Raw genomic sequence first — 21289 nt, 5'->3', positions numbered from 1 at the left:
GCCGCCGCTTCCACGGCCGGCTGAAGCCGGCCCCACAGGAAGAGGAAGACCTCCTCCGCGGCTCACGCCTCTTGAGCCACCGGACGCTGTGCGCGTTCTGCACCGGTGATCCACACGCCGGCAATGACGATCAGGCCACCGATGATGGCGCGCAGCGAGATGGGATCGCCGAGAACGACGATGCCGCTGGCAACGCCGACGACCGGAATGAGATTGGCAAAAACACCGGCCTGACTGGCATCGATGTCCTGCAGCGCCAGGTTGTAAAGCATGTAGGCGATGCCCGATGCACCTGCGCCCAGCAGGACGACTTCGATCCACTCGATGCCGCTCAGTACCGGCAATGACCGGCCATGCAACTCGATCACCGCGCACGGCAACAGGAAAAGCGCTCCCGCCCCGATCACGCCGGCCGTAAGAATCATCGCATCGACGTGCGCGCAGCGTTTCGCGTACGAGGTGTAGATGCCCCACGCGATCACGCTGGCAAACACCAGCAGGTTGCCGAGCACCGGCGCCGATGCCGAGTGATCCGTCGGACTGCCCGAAAAGATCACGAGCACGCCGGCCACCGACAGTGCGATGCCGACGAGGCGCGAACGGGTCGCCGGCTCGCCGAGCCAGAGCATGGCGACCAGCGCGGTCATGGCCGGAATCGAACTCTGCACCAGCGCGCCCTGAGATGCGGACGTATGAAAGAGTCCGAAGTTGAACACGCCGTAGTAGAACGCGACGCCGATGGCGCCCATCGTCAGCATGTCGCGCCACGGCAAGGACGGACGCGGTTCGGCCTGACGTTGCCGCCGGCGAACGGCGAACGGCAGCAGCACCATGAAGCCGATCGCGACACGCACGAATGCCAGCGTCAGCGGCGGCAGGGTGTCGATCACGTCCTTGGTCATCACGAAGACGCTGCCCCACAGCGTCATGACACCGATGAGAATGAGGATGGCGCGCCAGCGTCTGTTCATTGTGCGTTGTACTGTGGCTGGAAGGCGGATCGGGGAATGGGCTATTTTGTCCCAGCAGCGCGCGACAAGACAGTGACTTTCGACAGGAACGACGCATGCAGCGATCCCTGCGCATCAGCCTTCGGGCACTCTGCGGTGCCCTGCTTGCCTTCGGCGCATCCGCGCAGACGGTCATTGTGCACAATGCCCGCGTCTACACGCCGGTCGGCGCGACGGTGCGTGAGTACGCCGGCATCGTGATCGAACGCGGCAAGGTGCAACGTCTGCTCGACTCCGGCGCGAACCTGCCGACCGGAACGGACATCGAACGCATCGACGCCGGCGGCAGGACGATCCTTCCCGGACTCATCGATGCGCATGGTCATGTGCTCGGCCTCGGGCAGCTCAAGTTGCAGACCGATCTGCGCGGCAGCGAATCCGTCGCTGCCGCCGTCGAGCGCGTTCGCCGGTTCGCGCTCGCCAACGCGGATGCGGGCTGGATCGTCGGTCACGGCTGGAATCAGGTGCTGTGGCCGGACAAGCAGTTCCCGACGGCGAAAGATCTCGACGCAGTCGTGAACGATCGGCCGATCGTGCTGTCGCGCGTCGATGGCCACGCCGTGTGGGTCAACACGCGTGCGTTGAAAATCGCAGGAATCACGCGCGCGACCGCCGATCCCCAGGGCGGCCAGATCGTGCGCGATGCGCGCGGCGAAGCCACGGGCGTGCTGGTGGATGCCGCCAGCGCGCTGGTGGAAAAACACATTCCGGCAGCGACGGACGCCCAACTGCAACGCGCACTGCATGCCGCGATGAACGACGTGGCCTCGCTCGGTCTCACCGGCGTTCATGACGCCGGCATTTCCGTTCGCGACTACCAGGCGTATCGCGCACTCGGCGCGTCGCAGCGATTGCCGATTCGCATCTACGCGATGCTGGCGGACAGCGAAGAAGCCCGCGCCACCCTGGCCGCCGGTCCGAAGCCGGCGGAATTCGACGACCGTCTGCAGATGCGCGCGGTGAAAGCGTGGGTCGACGGCGCACTCGGCAGCCGCGGCGCGACGATGCTGCAGGACTACAGCGACCAGCCGCATCATCGCGGACTCATGTTGTACACAGCGCCGCAGATCGCGACGCTCGCCGACCTCACCGCCGCCAGTGGCTGGCAGCTGAACATCCACGCGATCGGCGACGCCGGCAACCGGCTGGCGCTCGACACTTTCGAACATGAACTGACGGCGGTTCAACGCAGCGCGCTGCGTCCGCGCATCGAACATGCGCAGATCATCGCGCTCGAAGACATCCCGCGCTTCGCGAAACTCGGTGTCATCGCCTCGATCCAGCCGACGCACGCGACCTCCGACATGAACATGGCCGAAGACCGTGTCGGCCCGCAGCGCATTCAGGGCGCCTACGCCTGGCGCACGCTGCTGAACGCAGGTGCGCGGCTGGCAGGCGGCAGCGACTTCCCGGTGGAACTGCCGAATCCGTTTCTCGGCCTGTACGCCGCGGTCACGCGGCAGGATCGCGACGGCCAACCGCCGGGCGGCTGGTACGGCAACCAGAAACTCACGCGCGAGGAAGCGCTGCGCCTGTTCACCATCGACGCCGCCTATGCGAGCTTCATGGAAGATCGCGTGGGCTCGCTCGAACCCGGCAAGTGGGCCGATTTCATCCTCATCGACCGCGACTACTTCAAGGTGCCGGAGAGCGAGATCGACGACATCCAGGTGAAAGCTACCTATGTCGCGGGTGTGCGCCTGTGGGGCCGGCTTTAGCCGGCCTGATTCAGCAGCCGGCTGAAGCCGGCCCCACAGGGGAAAAGACCAACATCAATCCCCCGCTCTGGCCCGAATCCGCGATCCGTCGTAGCATCACCCGGCAATGAACCGTCGCTTCCTCGCCCTGCTGCTGGCTTTCTGCGTCGCGCTGCAATCGCTGGTGCCGACCATCGCGAGCGCGCAGGCGACGGCTGCACCCGCGGTCGCGCACTGCGGCGAGTCCGCGCAACACATGAATCATGACGGCCTCGTTCCGCAAGATTCGCAGCAGGATTCGCGGTCGTGCCCGCACTGCGATCATGCCGGTCCATCACATGCCGGTTGCGCGAGTCACTGCGTCGCGGCGGTCGCTCTCCTTCCCGTTCCAGTCGCGATTGCGCTGGTTTCCGGTGCGATGCGCTTCGACGCGATCGCGCTGCCGGCGCTGACCCGCTTCGACATTCCGCCCACGCCGCCTCCCATCGCCTGACCGTCGCGTCAGTCGTGCACGCTTGCGGGCGTGCGATTCGTCCCCAGCATCTGAAGATGACCCGTCATCGCGACGGGCGTCGGCGCGGCTTCATGGGCATGGCAGGCAGATCATGAATCACTCTTCTCATCACGGCGGCAGCTGCTGTTCGCAGCACGCCGCATCGGCTGCGAAAGATCCGGTATGCGGCATGACGGTGTCGCCGGATTCGCCGCACGTCGCGCAACACGCAGGCGTGGAGTACCGCTTCTGCTGTGCCGGTTGCCGCCAGAAATTCATTGCCGATCCGGCGCGCTACCTGCAGCCGACACCGCTCGAACACGCGCCGCAGTCTGCACACGCATCGGACATCTACACCTGTCCGATGCATCCGGAAATCCGGCAGCAGGGTCCGGGCTCGTGCCCGATCTGCGGCATGGCGCTCGAACCGCTCGTCGCGAGCACCGTCGAGCAGGACAACCCGGAACTGGCGGACATGACGCGACGCCTGTGGATCTCGCTGCTGTTCACGGTGCCGCTGTTCGCCATCGCGATGGGGCACATGATTCCGGCCTTCGCGCACACATTGAACTTCCCGGGTCGCGTCTGGGTGGAGTTCGCACTCGCCCTGCCCGTCTGCACCTGGGCCGCATGGCCGTTCTACGAGCGTGCGATCGCCTCGCTGCGCCACCGCAGCCCCAACATGTTCACGCTGATCGGGCTGGGCGTGGCGGTGAGCTTCGTCTACAGCATCATCGCCGCCGTCGCGCCTGCGATCTTTCCGCCGTCGGCACGCGGCGAACACGGTCAGGTCGACGTGTACTTCGAGGCCGCTGCCGTGATCGTGACGCTGATCCTGCTGGGCCAGGTGCTGGAACTGCGCGCCCGCGGCCGCACCAGCGCCGCGATCCGCGAACTGATGAAGCTCGCACCGGCCACCGCGCGCCGCATCGCTGCGGACGGACACGAGTCGGACGTTCCGCTCGAACACGTCGCCGTCGGCGACCGGCTGCGAGTACGTCCCGGCGAGAAGATTCCCGTGGACGGTATCGTCCTCGAAGGTTCGAGCACGGTCGACGAATCCATGATCACCGGCGAACCGGTGCCCGTCGCCAAGCGCTCTGGCGCGGCACTGGTCGGCGCGACCATGAACGGCACCGGCACGCTGGTCATGCGCGCGGAAAAAGTCGGCGCGGATACGCTGCTGGCGCGCATCGTCGCGCTGGTGGCCGATGCGCAGCGCAGCCGCGCACCGATCCAGAAGCTCGCCGATGTCGTCGCCGGCTGGTTCGTGCCCATCGTCATTGCCATCGCGGCCATCGCGTTCATCGCGTGGTGGTGGCTGGGTCCGCCGCCGCAACTGAGTCATGCCATCGTCAACGCCGTCGCCGTGCTGATCATCGCGTGTCCGTGCGCGCTCGGACTCGCCACGCCGATCTCGATCATGGTGGCGACGGCCCGCGGCGCGCAGGCCGGCGTGCTGTTCCGCAACGCCGAAGCCATCGAAGTCATGCGCTCGGTCGACACGCTGGTCGTCGACAAGACGGGCACGCTGACCCAGGGCCGGCCCGCGCTCGTGAGCCTCGCGACGCCGGACGATGCCGCTGCCGCCAGCGGCGAATGGACACGCGCCCAGCGTGAACTGCTGCAGATGGCGGCGAGCCTGGAGCGCGGCAGCGAGCATCCGCTGGCGAGTGCGATCGTCGAAGGCGCTGCCAGGGCCGGTATCGATACGCAAGCCGTCGAGCACTTCGAGTCCGTCACGGGACAGGGCGTCACCGGCCGGATCGCGGGACGAACCGTTGCCCTCGGCAATCGCGCACTCATGTCGAGCGTCGGCGCCGACGTCGAGGCATGGCAGCAGCGCATCGATCCGCTGCGTGCGGCGGGACAGACCGTGATGTTTCTCGCGGTCGACGGCCGGCTCGCCGGCATCCTCGGCGTCGCCGATCCGCTCAAATCGGATAGCGCGCACGCCATCGAATCGCTGCGACGCGAAGGCCTGTCGGTCGTGATGATGACGGGCGACAACGCAATCACCGCGCACGCCATCGCCTCGCAACTCGGCATCGACAGCGTGCTCGCCGAAGTGCAGCCGCAGGACAAGGCCGCCCGCGTGCGCGAACTGCAGGCCGAAGGTCGCATCGTGGCCATGGCCGGCGACGGCATCAACGACGCGCCGGCGCTCGCGCAGGCGCAGGTCGGCATCGCGATGGGCACCGGCACCGACGTCGCCATGGAAAGCGCGGGCGTCACGCTGGTCAAGGGCGATCTCACGGGCATCGTGCGGGCGCGGGCGCTGTCGCGCCAGACCATGAAGAACATCCGCCAGAACCTGTTCTTCGCGTTCGTCTACAACGCGGCCGGCGTTCCCATCGCCGCCGGCGTGCTGTATCCGCACTTCGGCCTGCTGCTGAGTCCGATGCTCGCCGCGGCGGCGATGAGCTTCAGTTCCGTTTCCGTCATCGCCAATGCGCTGCGCCTGCGGCGCGCGGCCCTGTAGAGATCGTGCCGATGCACTCACGTCGCAGATTCGTTCAGGGACTCGCCGCCGGCGGCGCACTCATTGCGCTGCCCGGCCGCGCACTCTTCGCTGCCGCTCCCACGGTGCTGTCGGGTACGCAGTTCGATCTGGAAATCGCCGAGCTTCCCGTCAACTTCACCGGCGCGCCGCGCATTGCCACCGTCGTGAATGGCCAGTTGCCCGCGCCGCAGCTGCGCTGGCGCGAAGGCGAGACCGTCACCATTCGTGTCACCAATCGACTGCGCGAACGTACCTCGATTCACTGGCACGGGTTGATCGTGCCGGCCGACATGGATGGCGTACCCGGCATCAGCTTCCACGGCATCGCACCGGGCGAGACGTTCACGTACCGCTTTCGCGTGAACCAGTCGGGCACGTACTGGTATCACGCGCACTCGCGCTTCCAGGAACAGACGGGACTCTACGGTTCCATCGTGGTCGAGCCGCGCGACGCCGCACGGCATGCAGCCGATCGCGAACACGTGCTGCTGCTGTCGGACTGGACCGATACCGATCCGGAAGCGATCTATCGCCGGCTCAAGATCCACGCCGGCTACTACAACTTCGGCAAGCGGACCACGGGCGACTTCCTCGCCGACATCAACCGCAAGGGCTGGCAGGCCGCGACCAGCGAGGCCGCGATGTGGGGCCGGATGCGCATGGATCGCACCGATCTCGCCGACGTCTCCGGCTATGCCTACACCTACCTGCTCAACGGCATCACGCCTGCCGGCAACTGGACCGGCACCTTCCGTCGCCACGAGCGCGTGCGCCTGCGCATCATCAACGGCGCGTCCATGACGTTCTTCGATCTGCGCATTCCGGGATTGAAGATGACGGTAGTTTCCGCCGACGGACAGGACGTCGATCCCGTCAGCGTCGATGAATTCCGCATCAGCCCGGCAGAGACCTACGACGTGATCGTCACGCCGCACGACGATCGCGCCTACACGATCTTCGCGCAGGCGATGGATCGTTCCGGCCATGCACGCGGCACGCTGGCCCCCGCCGCGGGAATGCAGGCGGAGATTCCGCCGCTCGATGCGCGAGCGGATCTCGACATGAGCGACATGGGGCACGGCGCGCATGACACGACCGATCATGCTGCACATGCCGGACATGCGATGCCCGGTGTGCCGCAGCACGCAGCCGCAGAGTTCGGACCGGGCGTCGACATGCGTGTCGATGCGCCGCTGAACCGGCTCGACGATCCCGGCGTCGGACTGCGCGACAACGGACGCCGCGTACTGACCTATGCCGACCTGCACACGCTCGGCGGGCCGATCGACGCGCGTGCGCCGGGCCGCGAGATCGAACTGCACCTGACCGGCCACATGGAACGCTTCCTCTGGTCGTTCAACGGCCAGAAATTCTCGGAAGCCGAGCCGCTGCGTTTCCGGCACGGCGAGCGGCTGCGCATCGTGCTCATCAACGACACCATGATGAATCACCCGATCCACCTGCACGGCATGTGGAGCGAAGTGGAATCGCCGCATGGCGAATTCCAGGTGCGCAAGCACACGGTCACGGTGCAGCCGGCGCAGCGCGTGAGCTATCTGGTGACGGCCGATGCGCTCGGACGCTGGGCCTATCACTGCCACCTGCTCTATCACATGGAGGCGGGGATGTTCAGAGAGGTGGTCGTGGCGCATGAGGGAGCGGAAGCATGAAAGAGAATGGCCGCAAAAAGGCGCAGAAAACACAAGGGTCGGAAACGGAGCTGGAACGCATTCTTTCTTTTCTTCCATTTATGCGTGCTTTGCGCCTTTTCGCGGCCATTCTCCTGTCCCTGCCCGCCCTCACCCGCACCGCCCACGGACAGGAGCACCATCATCACGAACCCGCAGCACCCGCACCGGCAACGACCTCCGCACACGTTCCGCCCGATCCGCCTTCGCATCTCATGGGCCCGATGTCGCCCGCCGAGATGGCGGAGATCATGGCGATGGACGACGCCGCGCGTTTCGGCAGCATCGCCATCGACCGGCTCGAATGGCGCGAAGGCAACGACGCCATCGGCTGGGAAGGCAGCGCCTGGTACGGCGGCGACAGCAACAAACTGATGCTCAAGTCCGAAGGCGACTGGATCGACGGCGGCGCGGACCACACACGCACCGAACTGCTGTGGGACCGCGTCGTCGCGCGCTGGTGGAGTGTCCAGGCCGGCGTGCGTCACGACGCGGGCGAAGGTCCGTCGCGGAACTGGGCGGCGATCGGCGTGGAAGGACTGGCGCCTTACTGGATCGACATGGAGATGACGTTCTACGTGGGCGACGCGGGACGCACGGCGCTGCGTTTCGAGGGCAGTCACGACATGCGCCTGACGCAGCGGCTGATCCTGCAGCCGCAGCTCGAATTCAATCTCTACGGCAAGGACGACGTCGACCGCGGACTCGGCTCCGGCCTGTCCGATCTCGAAGCCGGCCTGCGATTGCGCTACGAGATCCGTCGCGAGTTCGCACCCTATGCCGGCGCGCACTGGAAGCAGCGCTTCGGCACGACGGCAGATCTCGCGGCGGAAGACAGCGAGGTGGAGTTCGTCGCGGGCCTGCGGGTGTGGTTCTGAACGATCCGGATTCGCCTCTGAACCCCTCCTCCGCGCAGCGGGGGAGGGTTAGGGTGGGGGCTTCTTACTGTGGGGCCGGCTTGAGCCGGCCTCTTTTCAGAAGTCAGGCTGAAGCCTGACCTACAGAAACCCCCGTCCTGGCTTGCCACACAACCATCCGGCCATGAACAATCCGCGCATCCGTCGCGGAGAACTCTTCATGCCCTCCAAGCGCAAAGCCGGTCGCCGCAGCGTTCGCAAATCCCCCGCCACCCAGCAACGCAGCCACGCGCGCAATGCGGTGCTGACCAAGCGCAAGCGCCCCGCACGCACCACGCCGGGACTGCGCGGCCTCTATCCCGCCATCGAGCCCTACAACACCGGCTATCTGCGCGTCTCCGACGAACACGAGATCTACTACGAGGAATGCGGCAATCCGAAGGGCAAGCCGGCGGTGTTCGTCCACGGCGGTCCCGGCGCAGGGTGCGACAAGCGTGCTCGCAGCTTCTTCGATCCCGATGCCTATCGCATCATCCTCTTCGATCAGCGCGGCTGCGGACGCAGCAAGCCGCGTGCGAGCCTCGTCGACAACACTACCTGGCATCTCGTCGCCGACATGGAAAAGCTGCGCACGACACTCGGCATCGAGCAGTGGCTGGTCTTCGGCGGTTCGTGGGGTTCGACGCTCGGGCTCGCCTATGCGCAGACGCATCCCGAGCGCGTGTCCGGAATCGTCCTGCGCGGCATCTTCATGCTCACCCGGTTCGAACTGAAATGGTTCTACCAGGAAGGCGCCAGCGCGATCTTTCCGGATCACTGGGAAAACTACGTGAAGGCGATTCCGCCGGCCGAACGCGGCGACATGATCCAGGCGTTCTACAAGCGCCTGATCAGCGACGATCGCGCGGTGCGCGTCAGCGCCGCACGCGCCTGGTCCGTCTGGGAAGCCGCCACCAGCTATCTGCACATCAACGAAGACAACGTCAGCAAATGGGGCGAGGAGGATTTCGCGATTTCGGTGGCGCGCATCGAGTGCCACTACTTCGTCAATCGCGGCTTCCTGGAGACCGAGGATCAGTTGCTGCGCAATGTCTCGCGCATCCGGCACATCCCCGCGGTGATCGTGCAGGGTCGCTACGACGTCGTCTGCCCGATGCAGACGGCCTGGGCGCTGCATCGTGCCTGGCCGGAGGCGGAGTTCCACATCAGCCCGGATTCGGGGCACTCTGCATTCGAGGCCGGCAACACGCACGCCCTCGTAGCGGCGACTGACCGGTTCAGGTGAAGAGAAGAGAAGGTTTCACACGGAGATCACGGAGGACACGGAGGTAGAGAAGAAGAATTTCCACGGGGGGAAGAATGGGGACACGGGGAACACGGGGTTCGGAACAGAAAAATCCTTTCTTGCCCCCGTGCTCCCCGTGTCCCCATTCTTCCCCCGTGGAAATTCCTTGATCTCTGACTCCGTGGCCTCCGTGATCTCCGTGTGAAACCTTCTTCCTCCTCACGCCGCCAGGGTGAAGAAGAACGTCGTGCCCTCGCCCGGTCGGCTCTCGACCCAGATGCGCCCGCCGTGGCGGTCGATGATGCGCTTGGCCGTCGCGAGGCCGACGCCGCTGCCCTGGAATTCGCGCTTGTCGTGCAAGCGCACGAACGGCTGGAACAGTCGCTGCGCCGTCGCCGTATCGAATCCCACGCCGTTGTCGCGTACCTGGTAGACGAATCGTCCCTCGCTCTGGCTGCGCGAGAACCCGATCCGCGCCGGCTGCTGGCGCGCAGAGAACTTCCACGCATTGCCGAGCAGGTTGTGCAGCACGTTGCCGATGAGATCGGGATCTGCGGATTCGAACATGTCGTGCTCGACGTCCGACTCCACCTGGCGTCCCGGTTCGGTGACCTGCAGGTCGAAGAGGATGCGATGCGCGACATCGCTCAGGTTGACCGGCGCACGGTCCACGACCCGGCTGCCGATCTGCGAGAACTGCAGCAGATGCCCGATCATCTCGTGCATGCGTCGCGCACCGTTCTGGATCCGGTGCAGGTAGTCGCACACTTTTCCGGTCGTACCGGCGCCGCCTTCCTGCAATGCCAGCGAACTGAAGCCTTCGATCACCTGCAGCGGCGAACGCAGATCGTGCGACACCGTGTACGAGAAACTTTCCAGTTCGCGGTTGGCCTCTTCGAGGCTGTGCGTGCGCTCGGCGATGCGCTTCTCGAGTTCGACGTTCAGGTCATGCAGACGCGCATTGGCTTCGGCCAGCCGTTCGTTCGCCGCCGTGAGCATCTGGCTGCGCGCCGCCTCGCTGTGCAGCAGCGCCCGCAGCTTGCGCGAGGTGGTGCCTGAAATGACGACGGCGGTGACGGCGAACGCCATGAACGCCGCACCCGCGTGGACCCAGTTGGCGGCGCTGGTTGCGTAGTCGCCGGCCATGACTTCGAAGGTCAGCACGCCGGACAGCGACAGCGCGCCGACGATGGCGTACGTGATCCCGCAGAGCGCCGTCATGGCGATTCCCCTGCGTATTCCGAAGATCAACGGCGTCGTGATTGCGATCAGTCCATAGGCCAATCCGTTGATGCTGGTGATGCCGGTGCGCAGCAGCCCGACGGTACCGAGCACATACAGCGACCCCAGGACCACCAGCGCGATGGCGCGGGAATTCAGGCTCGACCGGCGGCACCACGCCAGCAGCAGCACGGAATACGTGAATCCATGCATCCAGAGGGTCCACGGACGCGTCTGCAGATCGTGCGCAATGGCAATCGGCAGCAGCAGCGTGAAGACCAGCAGGATCCAGCCCAGCGTCCGCAACAGCAGATCGCGACGCATGGCCTCCAGTCCCGCCGCCGCGGTCATGCGCAGTTCGGCGGCGCTGGCAGCGGCCTGCACTCCGGCATCGGCAGCGGCCGCCGGTGTCGTCGGCGACGGCTTCGCGAAGCGCCGGCGCCGGCGCAATGTGCCTTCGTGCAACGACACGACCGGACTACGCAACGTCAGCATTGCGACGCTGCACTTCACGTTCGAGGAACCAGCGCAGCATGCGCAGTTCATCCTTCGACACGAAGAAGGCCGCACCCATTTCGGCAGCCTTGCGACGCAGATCGGGGAAGTCCGCCTGCGTGACGATGATGACGAGCTGGTTCGGATAGGCCTCGCGCAGATTCCTGAGCGTCTCGAAACCGTCGATCAGGCGCATGCGCAGATCGAGCGTGACGACGTCGGGCTGGAAGGTCGCGCAGACATCGAAGCCGTCGCGACCATTGGAGATCTCGCGGATCTCGCTGGCGATGCTGCGAATCCAGGTGGCAATCAGGGCGCGCGTGGGCGCGTGATCGTCGATGATCAGCACTTTCATCGTGGGTTCTTCAGGGGAAAGTTGCCGTGGCCAGGCGCGTACTTTCCGGTATCCGTCGCCGCGGATAAATCACGAGCGCCACGCAATCTCGAGTGGGTGGGCGTGCGTAGGGTGGTGCGTAAGCCTGCGTAGGGAGAGGGCGTAGGGGAAGGCCTTAGAGCCGAGCGGCCCTTCCTCCGCGCAGCAGGGATGGGGTTTTCTGTAGGTCAGGCTTCAGCCTGACTCTTGAAGGCCGGCCCCACAGGCGACAACAGCTGGCAGGAGTTCTGATCTTCTGTAGGTCAGGCTTTAGCCTGACTTCTGGAAAGAGGCCGGCTGAAGCCGGCCCCACAGTTAAGAGAGTCCCTAACCTTCACCCCAGCGAGCTGAGCGACTCGCGATTCTCCAGGGCGAACTGCAGCAGCGAATTCGCGCCCTTGAGCGACAGCTTGGTGCAGATGTTGGTGCGGTGCGTTTCGATCGTTCGCGGACTCACGTGCAGCTCGGCAGCAATTTCGCGCGAGGTTTTCTTTTCCGCGATGCGCTTGAGGATGCGCTTTTCTGCGGTGGTGAGATCGGCGAGCCCGGGCTTGTGTGAAGCGAGCGCTTCCGCCTTGCCGCGCCGGCGCAGCAGGAACCCGGTCAGCGACGGACTGACGTAGGCATTGCCTTCGGCCACCGACACGAGGCAGCTGACGATTTCGGTGCCGGCATTCTCCTTCAGCACGTAACCATCGATGCCGATGTTCATCGCCTTGTTGAAGGCCGCCTCGTCCTTGAGCATCGTCAGCACGACGAACCGCGTGGCGATGCCTTCGGACCGCAGCGTCTGCGCGATCTCCAGCCCGGTACCGTCGGGAAGGTTCACGTCGAGGACGGCCAGATCCGGCCGAAGCTCGCGGATGAGCTGCGTCGCCTGGGTCCACGTATCCGCCTCCGCCATCAGTTCGAACCGCTGATCGGACTGGATCACCTGCCTCAACCCGGCGCGGAACAGCGGATGATCGTCGACGATCACCACACGAATCGATTTCATCCAGCCTTACCCCGCCCTGACGCTTCGGAAACAGACGCGCATATCACAGCCGATCCGCCGGCTCGGTGAACGGCAGGTTCACCTGCAGGTGGGTGCCCTTGCCGGACATGCTGCGCAGATCGAGCGTGCCGCCCAGCATCTGGGCACGTTCGCGCATGCTGGTCAGGCCGAGCCCGCCGTCGACGCTTGCGGTATCGAACCCGATGCCATCGTCGCGCACGTCCAAGTGCAGCATACCCACATCGCGCTCCAGCGACAGCGTCACCCGTCGCGCCTGCGAGTGACGCAGCACATTGTTGAGCGCTTCCTGGCAGATGCGATACAGATGCGTCGCCTCCTCGCCCTGCAACACATCGTCCACGTCTTCGATGCGGCTTTCGATGTGCGCCGTCGTGGAATCGCGCACGCGCTCGACCAGGCTGTTCAGCGCCTCGGTGAGTCCGAGCTGTTCGATCTGGATCGGGCGCAGGTTCTGCGACAGGTTGCGCACCTCGGCGACGCAATCCGAGGCGATCTCCGCCACGGCGCGCAACTGCTCGACGACTTCGGCCGGCAGTCCGGGCAGTTCCAGCGCAAGCATCATGCGATTGCGGATCAGCGAGAGGTTCTGGCCGAGGCCATCGTGAAGTTCGTTGGCGAGCCGCTGCCGCTCCTGCTCCTGGGCCGTGAGCAGATGACGCGAGAACTCCTCGCGCGCCCGCAGTTCCCGTTCCTGCGACTGGCGCAGCAATTCCGCCGCGCGCCGGCGCGCGGTCACGTCGCGGACCGCGGCGACGCGCACGGTGCCGCCGCTGTCGGTCTCGAACGATCGCGCCTGGATTTCCACGTGCGTGCGGCTGCCGTCCGGCCGTTCCAGCATCGCCTCGTACATTCCCGCATCGCCGCTGCGCATCTTCTGTTCCACCAGCGCCACGTCCCGGCTGGCGAACATCTCGCTGGCGCCGCGGCCGATGACGTCCTCGCGCGGCCGGCCGAACATCGCCAGCAACCGATCGTTGACATCGATCAGCACGCCGCGCTCGGTGATGGCGATGCCCTCGAACGCAGCATCCGCCAGGGTACGGAAACGCGCTTCGGTTTCGCGCAGCGCCAGCTCGGCCCGTTCGCGCGTGGTGACGTCGACGACCACGCCCAGCATGCAGCGCGGTTCTCCCGCGGCATCGCGTTCGAGTTCGCCGCGCGTCTCGAACCATCGTGCGCTGCCGTTCTCGGTATTGACCTGGAAGACCGACACGAACTTCGCATCCGGCGTGCACAACACCCGTTCGATCTCGCGCGAAATGCGTTCGCGGTCCTCCGGCACCATGATGGCCTCCAGTTCCTGGAGATTCATGGGCAGGCGGCCGAGCGGCAGATCGAAGACGCGGTGCACGTTGTCCGACCATTGCATCTGGCCGCTGGCGATGTCCCAGCGCCAGGTCGCCATCCGTGCCGCATCGAGCGTCTGGCGCAACTGGTTCGTGCTGTCGCGCAATGCATGTTCGGCCTTGTGCTTCTCCGTGACGTCTTCGACCATGCTGATCGCGTATTGGGGCTCGCCCTGCGGGCTGCGCACCAGCGATGCGTTCACGTGGACCCAGAAGGTCCGGCCGTCGCGGGCCACGTAGCGCTTCTCGCGCCGGAAGCTTTCCATCTCGCCGCGCATGAGTGCCGCATACAGGCGCCGGTCTTCGGCCACGTCGTCGGGATGCGTGACGTCTTCGAAGGAGACCTGCTGCATCTCGCCGCGCTCGTAACCGAGCAGCGTCAGCATCATGTTGTTGGCCAGCACGGCGAAGCCCTGCTGGTTCACCACGACGATGCCGACGGGCGAGGAATCGAAGACGATGCGGAACTGCGCTTCGGCACGCTGCAGGGCGTGCTCCATGTCGCGGCGCTCGGTGGCATCCGTGAACATGCCGAGCAGGCCGACGATGGAATTGCGTTCGTTCTCGACCGGACTGGACGAGATCCGCGTCCACAGATCCTTGCCGTCGCGACGGGTGAGGTGGTGATAGTGGCCGTCGGCGCCCCTGGCGAGCCATGCACGCAGATCGCGCTCGGCCGCGGCGCGGTCCTCGCCATCCAGGAATTCCAGCAGCCGCGTGCCGATGAGATCGGCCGGCTTCGCGCCCAGCATGTCCGCCATGCGCTGGTTGACGAAGGTCGTGCGGCCCTGCAGATCGAACAGCCACACGCCTTCGCGGGTCGTGTCGACGATCTTGCGCACGCCGATCGGCGGTTCATCGCGATGCAGATTGCGCGCAGCCGGCGGCAGCGTCCCCTCGAGACCGAATATTCTGCGTATGCCCATCCCGCCCTCGCCCCCTTCGTACGGAGGACTACTTCGGTTTGCTTGTGATTAGACTCGTCTGGCGCCCCGGTCACTATAGCGGCTCTACGCAATGACGGTGCGGCAGGATGCATGGACAAATCAACTGCGCACGCGCCAGGTCGGCCGGCCGTCGCGATCGATGACGCCCTGCGTCACGAGCCAGTCGCGCGCATCGTCCGCGTCCTGTTCGAACCAGGCGCGGGCAGAACCGAGCCGGAAGGTATAGCCCCAGGCATCCATGTCGGCCTGCATCTGCCCACGCGAGCCGCCGCTCAGATGATCGGCCAGCACGATCTGCAGGTAGCAGACGGCATTCTCTTCGGCGTAGTCGCCGCCCGCATCCCTGTCGAGGCCGGCGCGGCGCGCCTCATCCATGCATATGAAGTGGCTCGCTTCATGCAATAGCGAATGCAGCGGCGTATCCGGGCGGACATAGAGCCGGTCGACGATCAGCCCCGCCTCGCTCTCGCCCCAGTAGGAACCGGCGATGGTCTCGCCGGGCGCGACCTGAACCAGGTTCAGTCCGTAGCGTCGCAGAATCCCGGCGATCTCGTCGGGATCAAGATCGTGAAAGAAGATCACGGCCGCGCCTCACAGCGACGCGACCCTGCGAATGACGAGTCCGGCCAGATCGCGCGCCAATGCCTCGCGCAGGACCGACTGTTCGCGCTGCTTCGCCAGTACGGCGGTCGTGTCGTAACTGTAGTCGCGCGTCAGTTCGAGCTTCTGCGGAGCGATGAGTTCGCCCGTCTGGCTTTCCACGGAATATTCGACCGAGTAGAAGACTTCGTACTCCTCCGGCGTATTGCGCGCGGAGACGGACAGGACGCGCTGACCGCTGGTGTCCTTGCGGATGCGGACGATGGCGCTGGCGTCGTTGCGATTGCCGACCAGCCGCACGCCGGAGGTCTCGAGGCTTTCGCGCAGGGCGCGATTGAAATCGGTATAGGTGTCGACGGTGTCGATGTAGGTCGCCGACATGATTTCCGGAAGACGTGCGGTGCCCTGCAGACGCCAGCCGCAGGCGCTCAGCAGTAGTGCAGCGATGAGAACGGAAAGACGCAGACTGGTGGACACCGACGATCCTCGCGAGGCGATTCGCGAGGAGTATAGCCAAGACGGGTCGTGTTCTTGCCGGCTTTGAACTGCTGTTGATGCCCTCACCCTAACCCTCTCCCCTCTCCGGGGGATTCCGTCGCGCTTACGCGCTCCTCCTCCCCGCTGCGCGGAGGAGGAGATCAGACAGGGTTTCTGTAGGTCAGGCTTCAGCCTGACTTCTGAAAAGAGGCCGGCTCAAGCCGGCCCCACAGTAAGAAACCCCTCCCCCGCTACGCGGAGGAGGGAATCAGACGAGAGTCATTCGACGCAGAAAAGGATCGGGACTGCGATCAGTTCCGGTAGCCCGGATCGATCTTGTCCAGCTTGCGCAGCAGCGCCGGCCACGTCAGCGAACTGCCGGCGCCGCGCATCACTGCCCTGCTGTAGGCCGGTACGGTGTCGAGCACCGACGTCGGAATCTGCAGCAGCTCGGCGCCATTGCCCTGCGCGAGCACCTGGATCTCGCAGGCGCGCTGGAAGGTGTACATCGCAAGGAAGGCATCCGGAATGGTGCGGCCGACCGTCAGCAGTCCGTGATTGCGCAGCATCAGGTTGCGCGTGTTGCCGAGATTGTGCTGCAGGCGGACCTTCTCTTCCGGATTGAGCGCGATGCCCTCGTAGTCGTGATACGAGAGCGACTGCACGACGATGCTCGCCTGCTGCGAAATCGGCAGCAGCCCCGCCTTCTGGCACGACACCGCGACGCCTTCCATCGTATGCAGGTGCAGCACGCAGTAGGCATCTTCGCGCGCTGCGTGGATGGCGCTGTGGATCGTGTAGCCCGCCGGATTGATCTCGTAGGGACTGTCGAACGTCTTGTTGCCGTCGAGATCGACACGGACGAGATTCGAGGCCGTCATTTCATCGAACATCAATCCGTAGGGATTGATCAGGAAATCATGCGTGCCGGGAATCTTCGCCGAGATGTGCGTGAAGATCAGATCGTCCCAGCCGAAATGCGCGACCAGCCGGTAGCAGGCCGCCAGATCGACGCGCACCGCCCACTCTTCCGCGGACACTTTGCTGCGGACATCCGAAGTACTGTTGTCGACGACGCGCATTTGCATACGGCACCTGGCTCTGGCTGGGGCGGAAAAACCAGAGGCTACGCCCGCCGCTCGGCAGCGGGCAAGCCGCACCGCGCAATCCAAGGTGCGGAATCAGCCGGCGGGTGTCGGGACGACGCCGAACTGCTGCAGCACCCGCTGCGCATCATCCGGACCCTGAACGACGAAGGCCGACAGCCCCACGCGGCGCGCCGCTTCGACGTTGAGCAGATTGTCGTCCAGAAACAGGATGTCGGCGGCGCCGCAGTCCAGCGTGCCGATCACGTGCTCGAAGGCATCGGCATCCGGCTTGATGCGGCCGGTGAGATGCGAAACGAAGTAGTGATGAAAGAGTCCGCCGAGCCCGAGGTCTTCCGTGACGCGCGGCCAGTGCACGGCATTGCTGTTCGACAGGACGGCGCGCACGTAGCGCGGCGGAATCCGGTCGATCAGCTCCAGCGCACCCGGATAGACCTCCGAGGGCCAGCCCGCGAACGAATCGAGGAAGGCCTGCGCGTCGACCTGGATCTGCAGTTCATCGATGAGTTGCCGTGCAAATTCATCGCCGGCAATCCTGCCGGTCTCGAACGCGCGCACGCTGGGCGAATGCAGCCAGGTGCGCCACAGGTCTTCCGTGGGCATGCGGTAGCCGAGCCATTCCAGCATCGGCCGCACGCCGCCGAGCCGCACCAGCACACCGCCGACGTCGAAGAGAATGACCTTGATCTGCGATTCCGCCGACACTGCCTCTCTCTAATTTCTGGCCAGCCTGCCAGCCGGCTAGTCGGCTGGCAGGCTAGACAACCACATTCACCAGCTTGCCCTTCACCACGATCACTTTCTTCGGCGCCTTGCCTTCCATCCAGCGCTGCACGCCGGCATCGGCGAGCGCGGCTTCGCGGATCGTGGCTTCGTCGGCGGTCGCCGCGACGGTGACATGACTGCGCAGCTTGCCGTTGACCTGCACGACGAGCTGGATCTCGTCCTGCACCAGCGCCTGCGGATCCGGCTTCGGCCAGGCGCGATCCATCAGCGAGTCTTCATGGCCGAGCGCCTGCCACAACGCGTGCGTCGCGTGCGGCACGATCGGCGAGAGCATCTGCACGACCAGCTCCAGCGTCTCCTGGACGATGGCGCGCCCCTGCGGCGAGTCGTCTTCGAACTTCGCCAGCGTATTCATCAGCTCCATCACGGCAGCAATGGCGGTGTTGAAGATGCGGCGACGGCCGAGGTCGTCGGTGACTTTGACCAGCGTGGCGTGAGCGGCGCGGCGCAGATTGCGCTGGGAGTCGGTCAGGGCGACAGGCGACAGGCTACGGGCTACGGCCAGAGACTCTTCCTTCTTGCTGTCGCCTGTCGCCTGTCGCCTGTCGCCCTCGACGAATTCATACACCGTCCGCCACACCTTCCTCATGAACCGCGCCGCGCCTTCGACGCCGTCATCCGACCACTCGAGCGTGTCTTCCGGCGGCGCCTTGAACATCATGAACAGGCGGATGCTGTCCGCCCCGTATTCACCCACCAGCTTCTGTGGATCGACGCCGTTGTTCTTGGACTTCGACATGGTGCGCATGCCTTCCCACTCGACGGGCTGTCCGTCGCTGCGCAGCGTCGCGCCGGTGCGCGTGCCTTTCGCGTCGACCTGCACGTCGACGTCGGCAGGATTGAAGTACTGGATGCGGCCTTCACCCGTCTTGCGCGAGTAGATGTCGTTCAGGACCATGCCCTGCGTCAGCAGGTTCCTGAACGGCTCGCTGACTTTCAGCAGGCCGAGGTCCTTCATCACCCGCGTCCAGAAGCGCGAATACAGCAGGTGCAGGATCGCGTGCTCGATGCCGCCGATGTACTGGTCGACCGGCATCCAGTAGTCCGCACGCTCATCGACCATCGCCTGGTCGTTGCCCGGCGAGGCGAAGCGCGCGAAATACCAGGACGAATCGACGAACGTGTCCATCGTGTCGGTTTCGCGTCGCGCGTCGGCGCCGCACTTCGGGCACTTGCATTCGTAGAACGCCGGCAGCTTGTTGAGCGGATTGCCGCTGCCGTCCGGTACGAGTCCTTCGGGCAGCACGACCGGCAGGTCCTTGTCGGGCACCGGCACGTCGCCGCAGGTCGGGCAATGGATCAGCGGGATCGGACAGCCCCAGTAACGCTGGCGCGAGATGCCCCAGTCGCGCAGGCGCCATTGCACCTGCTTCTGGCCGAGCCCGAGCGCCGACAGGTCGGCGGCGATTGCATCGATGGCCTGCTGATAGCCGAGGCCATCGTACTTGCCCGAGTTGATGCAGAAGCCGGCCTTGGTGGAGTACCAGTCCTGCCACTGTGTAGAAGAAAAGGGGCTGCTGGCTGCTGGCTGCTGGCGACTGGCCAGAGTCGCGCCAGACTGATTCTGGCCAGTCGCCAGTCGCCAGTCGCCAGTCGCCACCTCTTCAACCACCTGCTTGATCGGCAACCCATACCTGTTCGCGAACTCGAAATCGCGCTCGTCATGCCCCGGCACGCCCATCACGGCGCCTTCGCCGTAGGTCATGAGCACGTAGTTACCGACCCACACCGGCACCTGGTCGCCGGTCAGCGGATGCGTGACGAACAGGCCCGTCGGCATGCCCTTCTTTTCCATGACGGCGAGTTCGGCTTCCATCGCCGTGCCCTTCTTGCACTCTTCGACGAAGGCGGCGAGCGCCGGATCGTTTTTCGCGGCGTGCGTCGCCAGCGGATGTTCGGCGGCGACGGCGCAGAACGTCACGCCCATCAACGTGTCGGCGCGCGTCGTGAACACATTCAATGTGTGCTTCTCGCCCTCGAGTTCGTAGGGAAACCCCAGGCGCACGCCTTCGCTGCGGCCGATCCAGTTCGCCTGCATGGTGCGCACGCGCTCGGGCCAGTCGGTGAGCGTGTCGAGCGCATCGAGCAGATCCTGCGAATAGTCGGTGATGCGCAGGTAGTACATCGGGATCTCGCGCTTCTCGACCGGCGCGCCGGTGCGCCAGCCGCGGCCGTCGATCACCTGCTCGTTGGCGAGCACGGTCTGATCGACCGGATCCCAGTTCACGACGCCGGTCTTCTTGTAGGCGATGCCCTTTTCGAGCATGCGCAGGAACATCCACTGGTTCCATTTGTAATAGTCGGGCCGGCAGGTGGCGAGTTCGCGCTTCCAGTCGAGCGCGAAGCCCAGCGACTGCAGCTGGCCTTTCATGTACGCGATGTTGTCGTAGGTCCACTTGGCCGGCGGCACGCCGTTCGCCATCGCGGCGTTTTCCGCAGGCAGGCCGAACGCATCCCAGCCCATCGGCTGCAGCACGTTGTAGCCCTGCTTGCGCATGAAGCGCGAGAGCACGTCGCCGATGGTGTAGTTGCGCACGTGTCCCATGTGCAGCCGGCCGCTGGGATACGGGAACATGCACAGGCAGTAGTACTTCGGACGCGAGCTGTCTTCGCTGACGGAGAAGGCGTCAGCGGCCTGCCAATAGCTTCTGGCCTGCGACTCGACAGCCGCAGGATCGTAACGTTCTTGCATGAAGAAAACTTCGCCGGAACCCAGGGGTTTGAGCGGCGAAGGATACCGGACTGGCAAGCTGACCGGCTAGCAAGCTCACTGCGGCTGCAGGGTCGGCTTGCTGTTTTTCTTGCTGTGGGGCCGGCTTCAGCCGGCCTTCAAGAGTCAGGCTGAAGCCTGACCTACAGAAGATCAGAACTCCTGCCAGCTGCTGTCGTCGCCGCTGGCCTTCGCCATCGGGGCCGGCCGTGCCGGCGCCGGACGTGCGGCGCGGCGGACCGGCGCCTTGACGATGGAGCGGACCGGAGCGCGCTCGGCCACGACCGTCGCCGGTGCAACCGCCTGCTGCGTCCGCACGGCCGACGCCGCCCGGAAGAATCCGATCTCCGCGACCAGGCGCTGCGCCTGCTGTTCCATCGACTTCGCCGCGGAAGCGGCCTCTTCCACCAGCGCCGCGTTCTGCTGGGTCGTGTCGTCCATCTGCGTGACGGCGTTGTTCACCTGCTCGATGCCCGAAGCCTGCTCTTCGCTCGCCGCCGCGATCTCGGCCACGATGTCGCTGACCTTCTTGACGCTCTCCATGATGTCGCCGAGCGCCTTGCCGGATTCGTCCACCAGGCCCGTGCCCGCCTGCACTTTCTCGACCGAGTCGTTGATGAGTTCCTTGATCTCCTTGGCCGCCGTGGCGCTGCGCTGCGCGAGGCAGCGCACTTCGC

Annotated in this window: 17 protein-coding genes; 6 read left to right on the top strand and 11 right to left on the bottom strand. The window is 65.3% G+C overall.

What is annotated here, in order from left to right:
* Nucleotides 1-62: 62 nt before the first annotated feature.
* Nucleotides 63-971 carry a DMT family transporter gene (locus V7D81_RS19155; protein WP_324319263.1) on the bottom strand — a complete coding sequence of 303 codons (909 nt, stop codon included), beginning with the start codon at nt 969-971 and terminating at the stop codon, nt 63-65.
* 95 nt (nt 972-1066) lie between these two features.
* Here V7D81_RS19155 and V7D81_RS19150 point away from each other — a divergent pair, with 95 nt between their 5' ends.
* The 6 genes from V7D81_RS19150 to pip all read left to right on the top strand — a co-directional run bounded on the left by V7D81_RS19150 (nt 1067) and on the right by pip (nt 9533).
* The gene (locus tag V7D81_RS19150; RefSeq protein ID WP_324319261.1) at nt 1067-2728 is read left to right on the top strand and encodes an amidohydrolase; all 1662 of its coding nucleotides are present in this window, start codon (nt 1067-1069) and stop codon (nt 2726-2728) included.
* Nucleotides 2729-2834: 106 nt separating this feature from the next.
* Nucleotides 2835-3200, top strand: coding sequence for a hypothetical protein (locus V7D81_RS19145; protein ID WP_324319259.1), 366 nt, complete (start codon nt 2835-2837; stop codon nt 3198-3200).
* A gap of 112 nt (nt 3201-3312) precedes the next feature.
* Nucleotides 3313-5682, top strand: a complete 2370-nt coding sequence (locus tag V7D81_RS19140) for a heavy metal translocating P-type ATPase (protein WP_324319258.1) — start codon at nt 3313-3315, stop codon at nt 5680-5682.
* A gap of 11 nt (nt 5683-5693) precedes the next feature.
* Nucleotides 5694-7373, top strand: coding sequence for a copper resistance system multicopper oxidase (locus V7D81_RS19135; protein ID WP_324319256.1), 1680 nt, complete (start codon nt 5694-5696; stop codon nt 7371-7373).
* Nucleotides 7374-7453: 80 nt separating this feature from the next.
* Nucleotides 7454-8269 (top strand): copper resistance protein B, encoded by an 816-nt coding sequence (locus V7D81_RS19130; protein WP_324319254.1) that lies wholly within the window; start codon nt 7454-7456, stop codon nt 8267-8269.
* A 163-nt stretch (nt 8270-8432) separates the two neighbouring features.
* Nucleotides 8433-9533 (top strand): prolyl aminopeptidase, encoded by a 1101-nt coding sequence (pip, locus tag V7D81_RS19125; protein ID WP_324319252.1) that lies wholly within the window; start codon nt 8433-8435, stop codon nt 9531-9533.
* Between the two features lie 219 nt (nt 9534-9752).
* Here pip and V7D81_RS19120 read toward each other — a convergent pair whose 3' ends face one another.
* From V7D81_RS19120 to V7D81_RS19075, 10 genes are all read right to left on the bottom strand, one after another.
* A complete protein-coding gene (locus V7D81_RS19120; protein ID WP_324319251.1) occupies nt 9753-11249 on the bottom strand; it encodes a sensor histidine kinase in 1497 nt (498 codons plus the stop codon).
* On the bottom strand, nt 11233-11604 hold the full coding sequence (locus V7D81_RS19115; protein ID WP_324319249.1) for a response regulator transcription factor: 372 nt from the start codon (nt 11602-11604) through the stop codon (nt 11233-11235). The genes V7D81_RS19120 and V7D81_RS19115 overlap by 17 nt, the downstream gene beginning before the upstream one ends.
* Before the next feature lie 352 nt (nt 11605-11956).
* Complete coding sequence (locus V7D81_RS19110) at nt 11957-12619, bottom strand: response regulator transcription factor (protein WP_324319247.1); 663 nt, start codon at nt 12617-12619, stop codon at nt 11957-11959.
* A 43-nt stretch (nt 12620-12662) separates the two neighbouring features.
* Nucleotides 12663-14912 carry a PAS domain S-box protein gene (locus V7D81_RS19105; RefSeq protein ID WP_324319245.1) on the bottom strand — a complete coding sequence of 750 codons (2250 nt, stop codon included), beginning with the start codon at nt 14910-14912 and terminating at the stop codon, nt 12663-12665.
* A gap of 120 nt (nt 14913-15032) precedes the next feature.
* Nucleotides 15033-15515 carry a hypothetical protein gene (locus V7D81_RS19100; protein WP_324319243.1) on the bottom strand — a complete coding sequence of 161 codons (483 nt, stop codon included), beginning with the start codon at nt 15513-15515 and terminating at the stop codon, nt 15033-15035.
* Nucleotides 15516-15524: 9 nt separating this feature from the next.
* Nucleotides 15525-16010: an LPS-assembly lipoprotein LptE gene (locus tag V7D81_RS19095; protein WP_324319241.1), complete on the bottom strand. Its 486-nt coding sequence runs from the start codon at nt 16008-16010 to the stop codon at nt 15525-15527.
* A gap of 311 nt (nt 16011-16321) precedes the next feature.
* Nucleotides 16322-17092: a class II aldolase/adducin family protein gene (locus V7D81_RS19090; protein WP_349257693.1), complete on the bottom strand. Its 771-nt coding sequence runs from the start codon at nt 17090-17092 to the stop codon at nt 16322-16324.
* Between the two features lie 99 nt (nt 17093-17191).
* Nucleotides 17192-17821 (bottom strand): HAD family hydrolase, encoded by a 630-nt coding sequence (locus V7D81_RS19085; protein WP_324319237.1) that lies wholly within the window; start codon nt 17819-17821, stop codon nt 17192-17194.
* Nucleotides 17822-17873: 52 nt separating this feature from the next.
* Entirely contained in the window at nt 17874-20594 is a 2721-nt protein-coding gene (gene leuS / locus V7D81_RS19080; protein WP_324319235.1) for a leucine--tRNA ligase, read from the bottom strand.
* 171 nt (nt 20595-20765) lie between these two features.
* The coding region (locus V7D81_RS19075; RefSeq protein WP_324319233.1) for a methyl-accepting chemotaxis protein at nt 20766-21289 on the bottom strand (524 nt) is incomplete at its 5' end.

Origin of the sequence: Povalibacter sp. (genome assembly GCF_036735925.1) — a bacterium.
Classification (GTDB): Bacteria; Pseudomonadota; Gammaproteobacteria; order Steroidobacterales; family Steroidobacteraceae; genus Steroidobacter.
Note: the sequence above shows the minus strand (reverse complement) of the source record. Positions and strands in the feature narration are given on the sequence as shown.

Excerpts from the sequence above, each read along its gene's own strand:
- V7D81_RS19115 (WP_324319249.1), bottom strand. The coding sequence starts at position 11,604 with ATGAAAGTGCTGATCATCGACGATCACGCGCCCACGCGCGCCCTGATT.
- V7D81_RS19135 (WP_324319256.1), top strand. The coding sequence starts at position 5,694 with ATGCACTCACGTCGCAGATTCGTTCAGGGACTCGCCGCCGGCGGCGCA.
- V7D81_RS19140 (WP_324319258.1), top strand. The coding sequence starts at position 3,313 with ATGAATCACTCTTCTCATCACGGCGGCAGCTGCTGTTCGCAGCACGCC.
- V7D81_RS19155 (WP_324319263.1), bottom strand. The coding sequence starts at position 971 with ATGAACAGACGCTGGCGCGCCATCCTCATTCTCATCGGTGTCATGACG.
- pip (WP_324319252.1), top strand. The coding sequence starts at position 8,433 with ATGAACAATCCGCGCATCCGTCGCGGAGAACTCTTCATGCCCTCCAAG.
- V7D81_RS19150 (WP_324319261.1), top strand. The coding sequence starts at position 1,067 with ATGCAGCGATCCCTGCGCATCAGCCTTCGGGCACTCTGCGGTGCCCTG.
- V7D81_RS19110 (WP_324319247.1), bottom strand. The coding sequence starts at position 12,619 with ATGAAATCGATTCGTGTGGTGATCGTCGACGATCATCCGCTGTTCCGC.
- leuS (WP_324319235.1), bottom strand. The coding sequence starts at position 20,594 with ATGCAAGAACGTTACGATCCTGCGGCTGTCGAGTCGCAGGCCAGAAGC.
- V7D81_RS19105 (WP_324319245.1), bottom strand. The coding sequence starts at position 14,912 with ATGGGCATACGCAGAATATTCGGTCTCGAGGGGACGCTGCCGCCGGCT.
- V7D81_RS19120 (WP_324319251.1), bottom strand. The coding sequence starts at position 11,249 with ATGCTGACGTTGCGTAGTCCGGTCGTGTCGTTGCACGAAGGCACATTG.
- V7D81_RS19090 (WP_349257693.1), bottom strand. The coding sequence starts at position 17,092 with ATGCGCGTCGTCGACAACAGTACTTCGGATGTCCGCAGCAAAGTGTCC.
- V7D81_RS19145 (WP_324319259.1), top strand. The coding sequence starts at position 2,835 with ATGAACCGTCGCTTCCTCGCCCTGCTGCTGGCTTTCTGCGTCGCGCTG.
- V7D81_RS19130 (WP_324319254.1), top strand. The coding sequence starts at position 7,454 with ATGCGTGCTTTGCGCCTTTTCGCGGCCATTCTCCTGTCCCTGCCCGCC.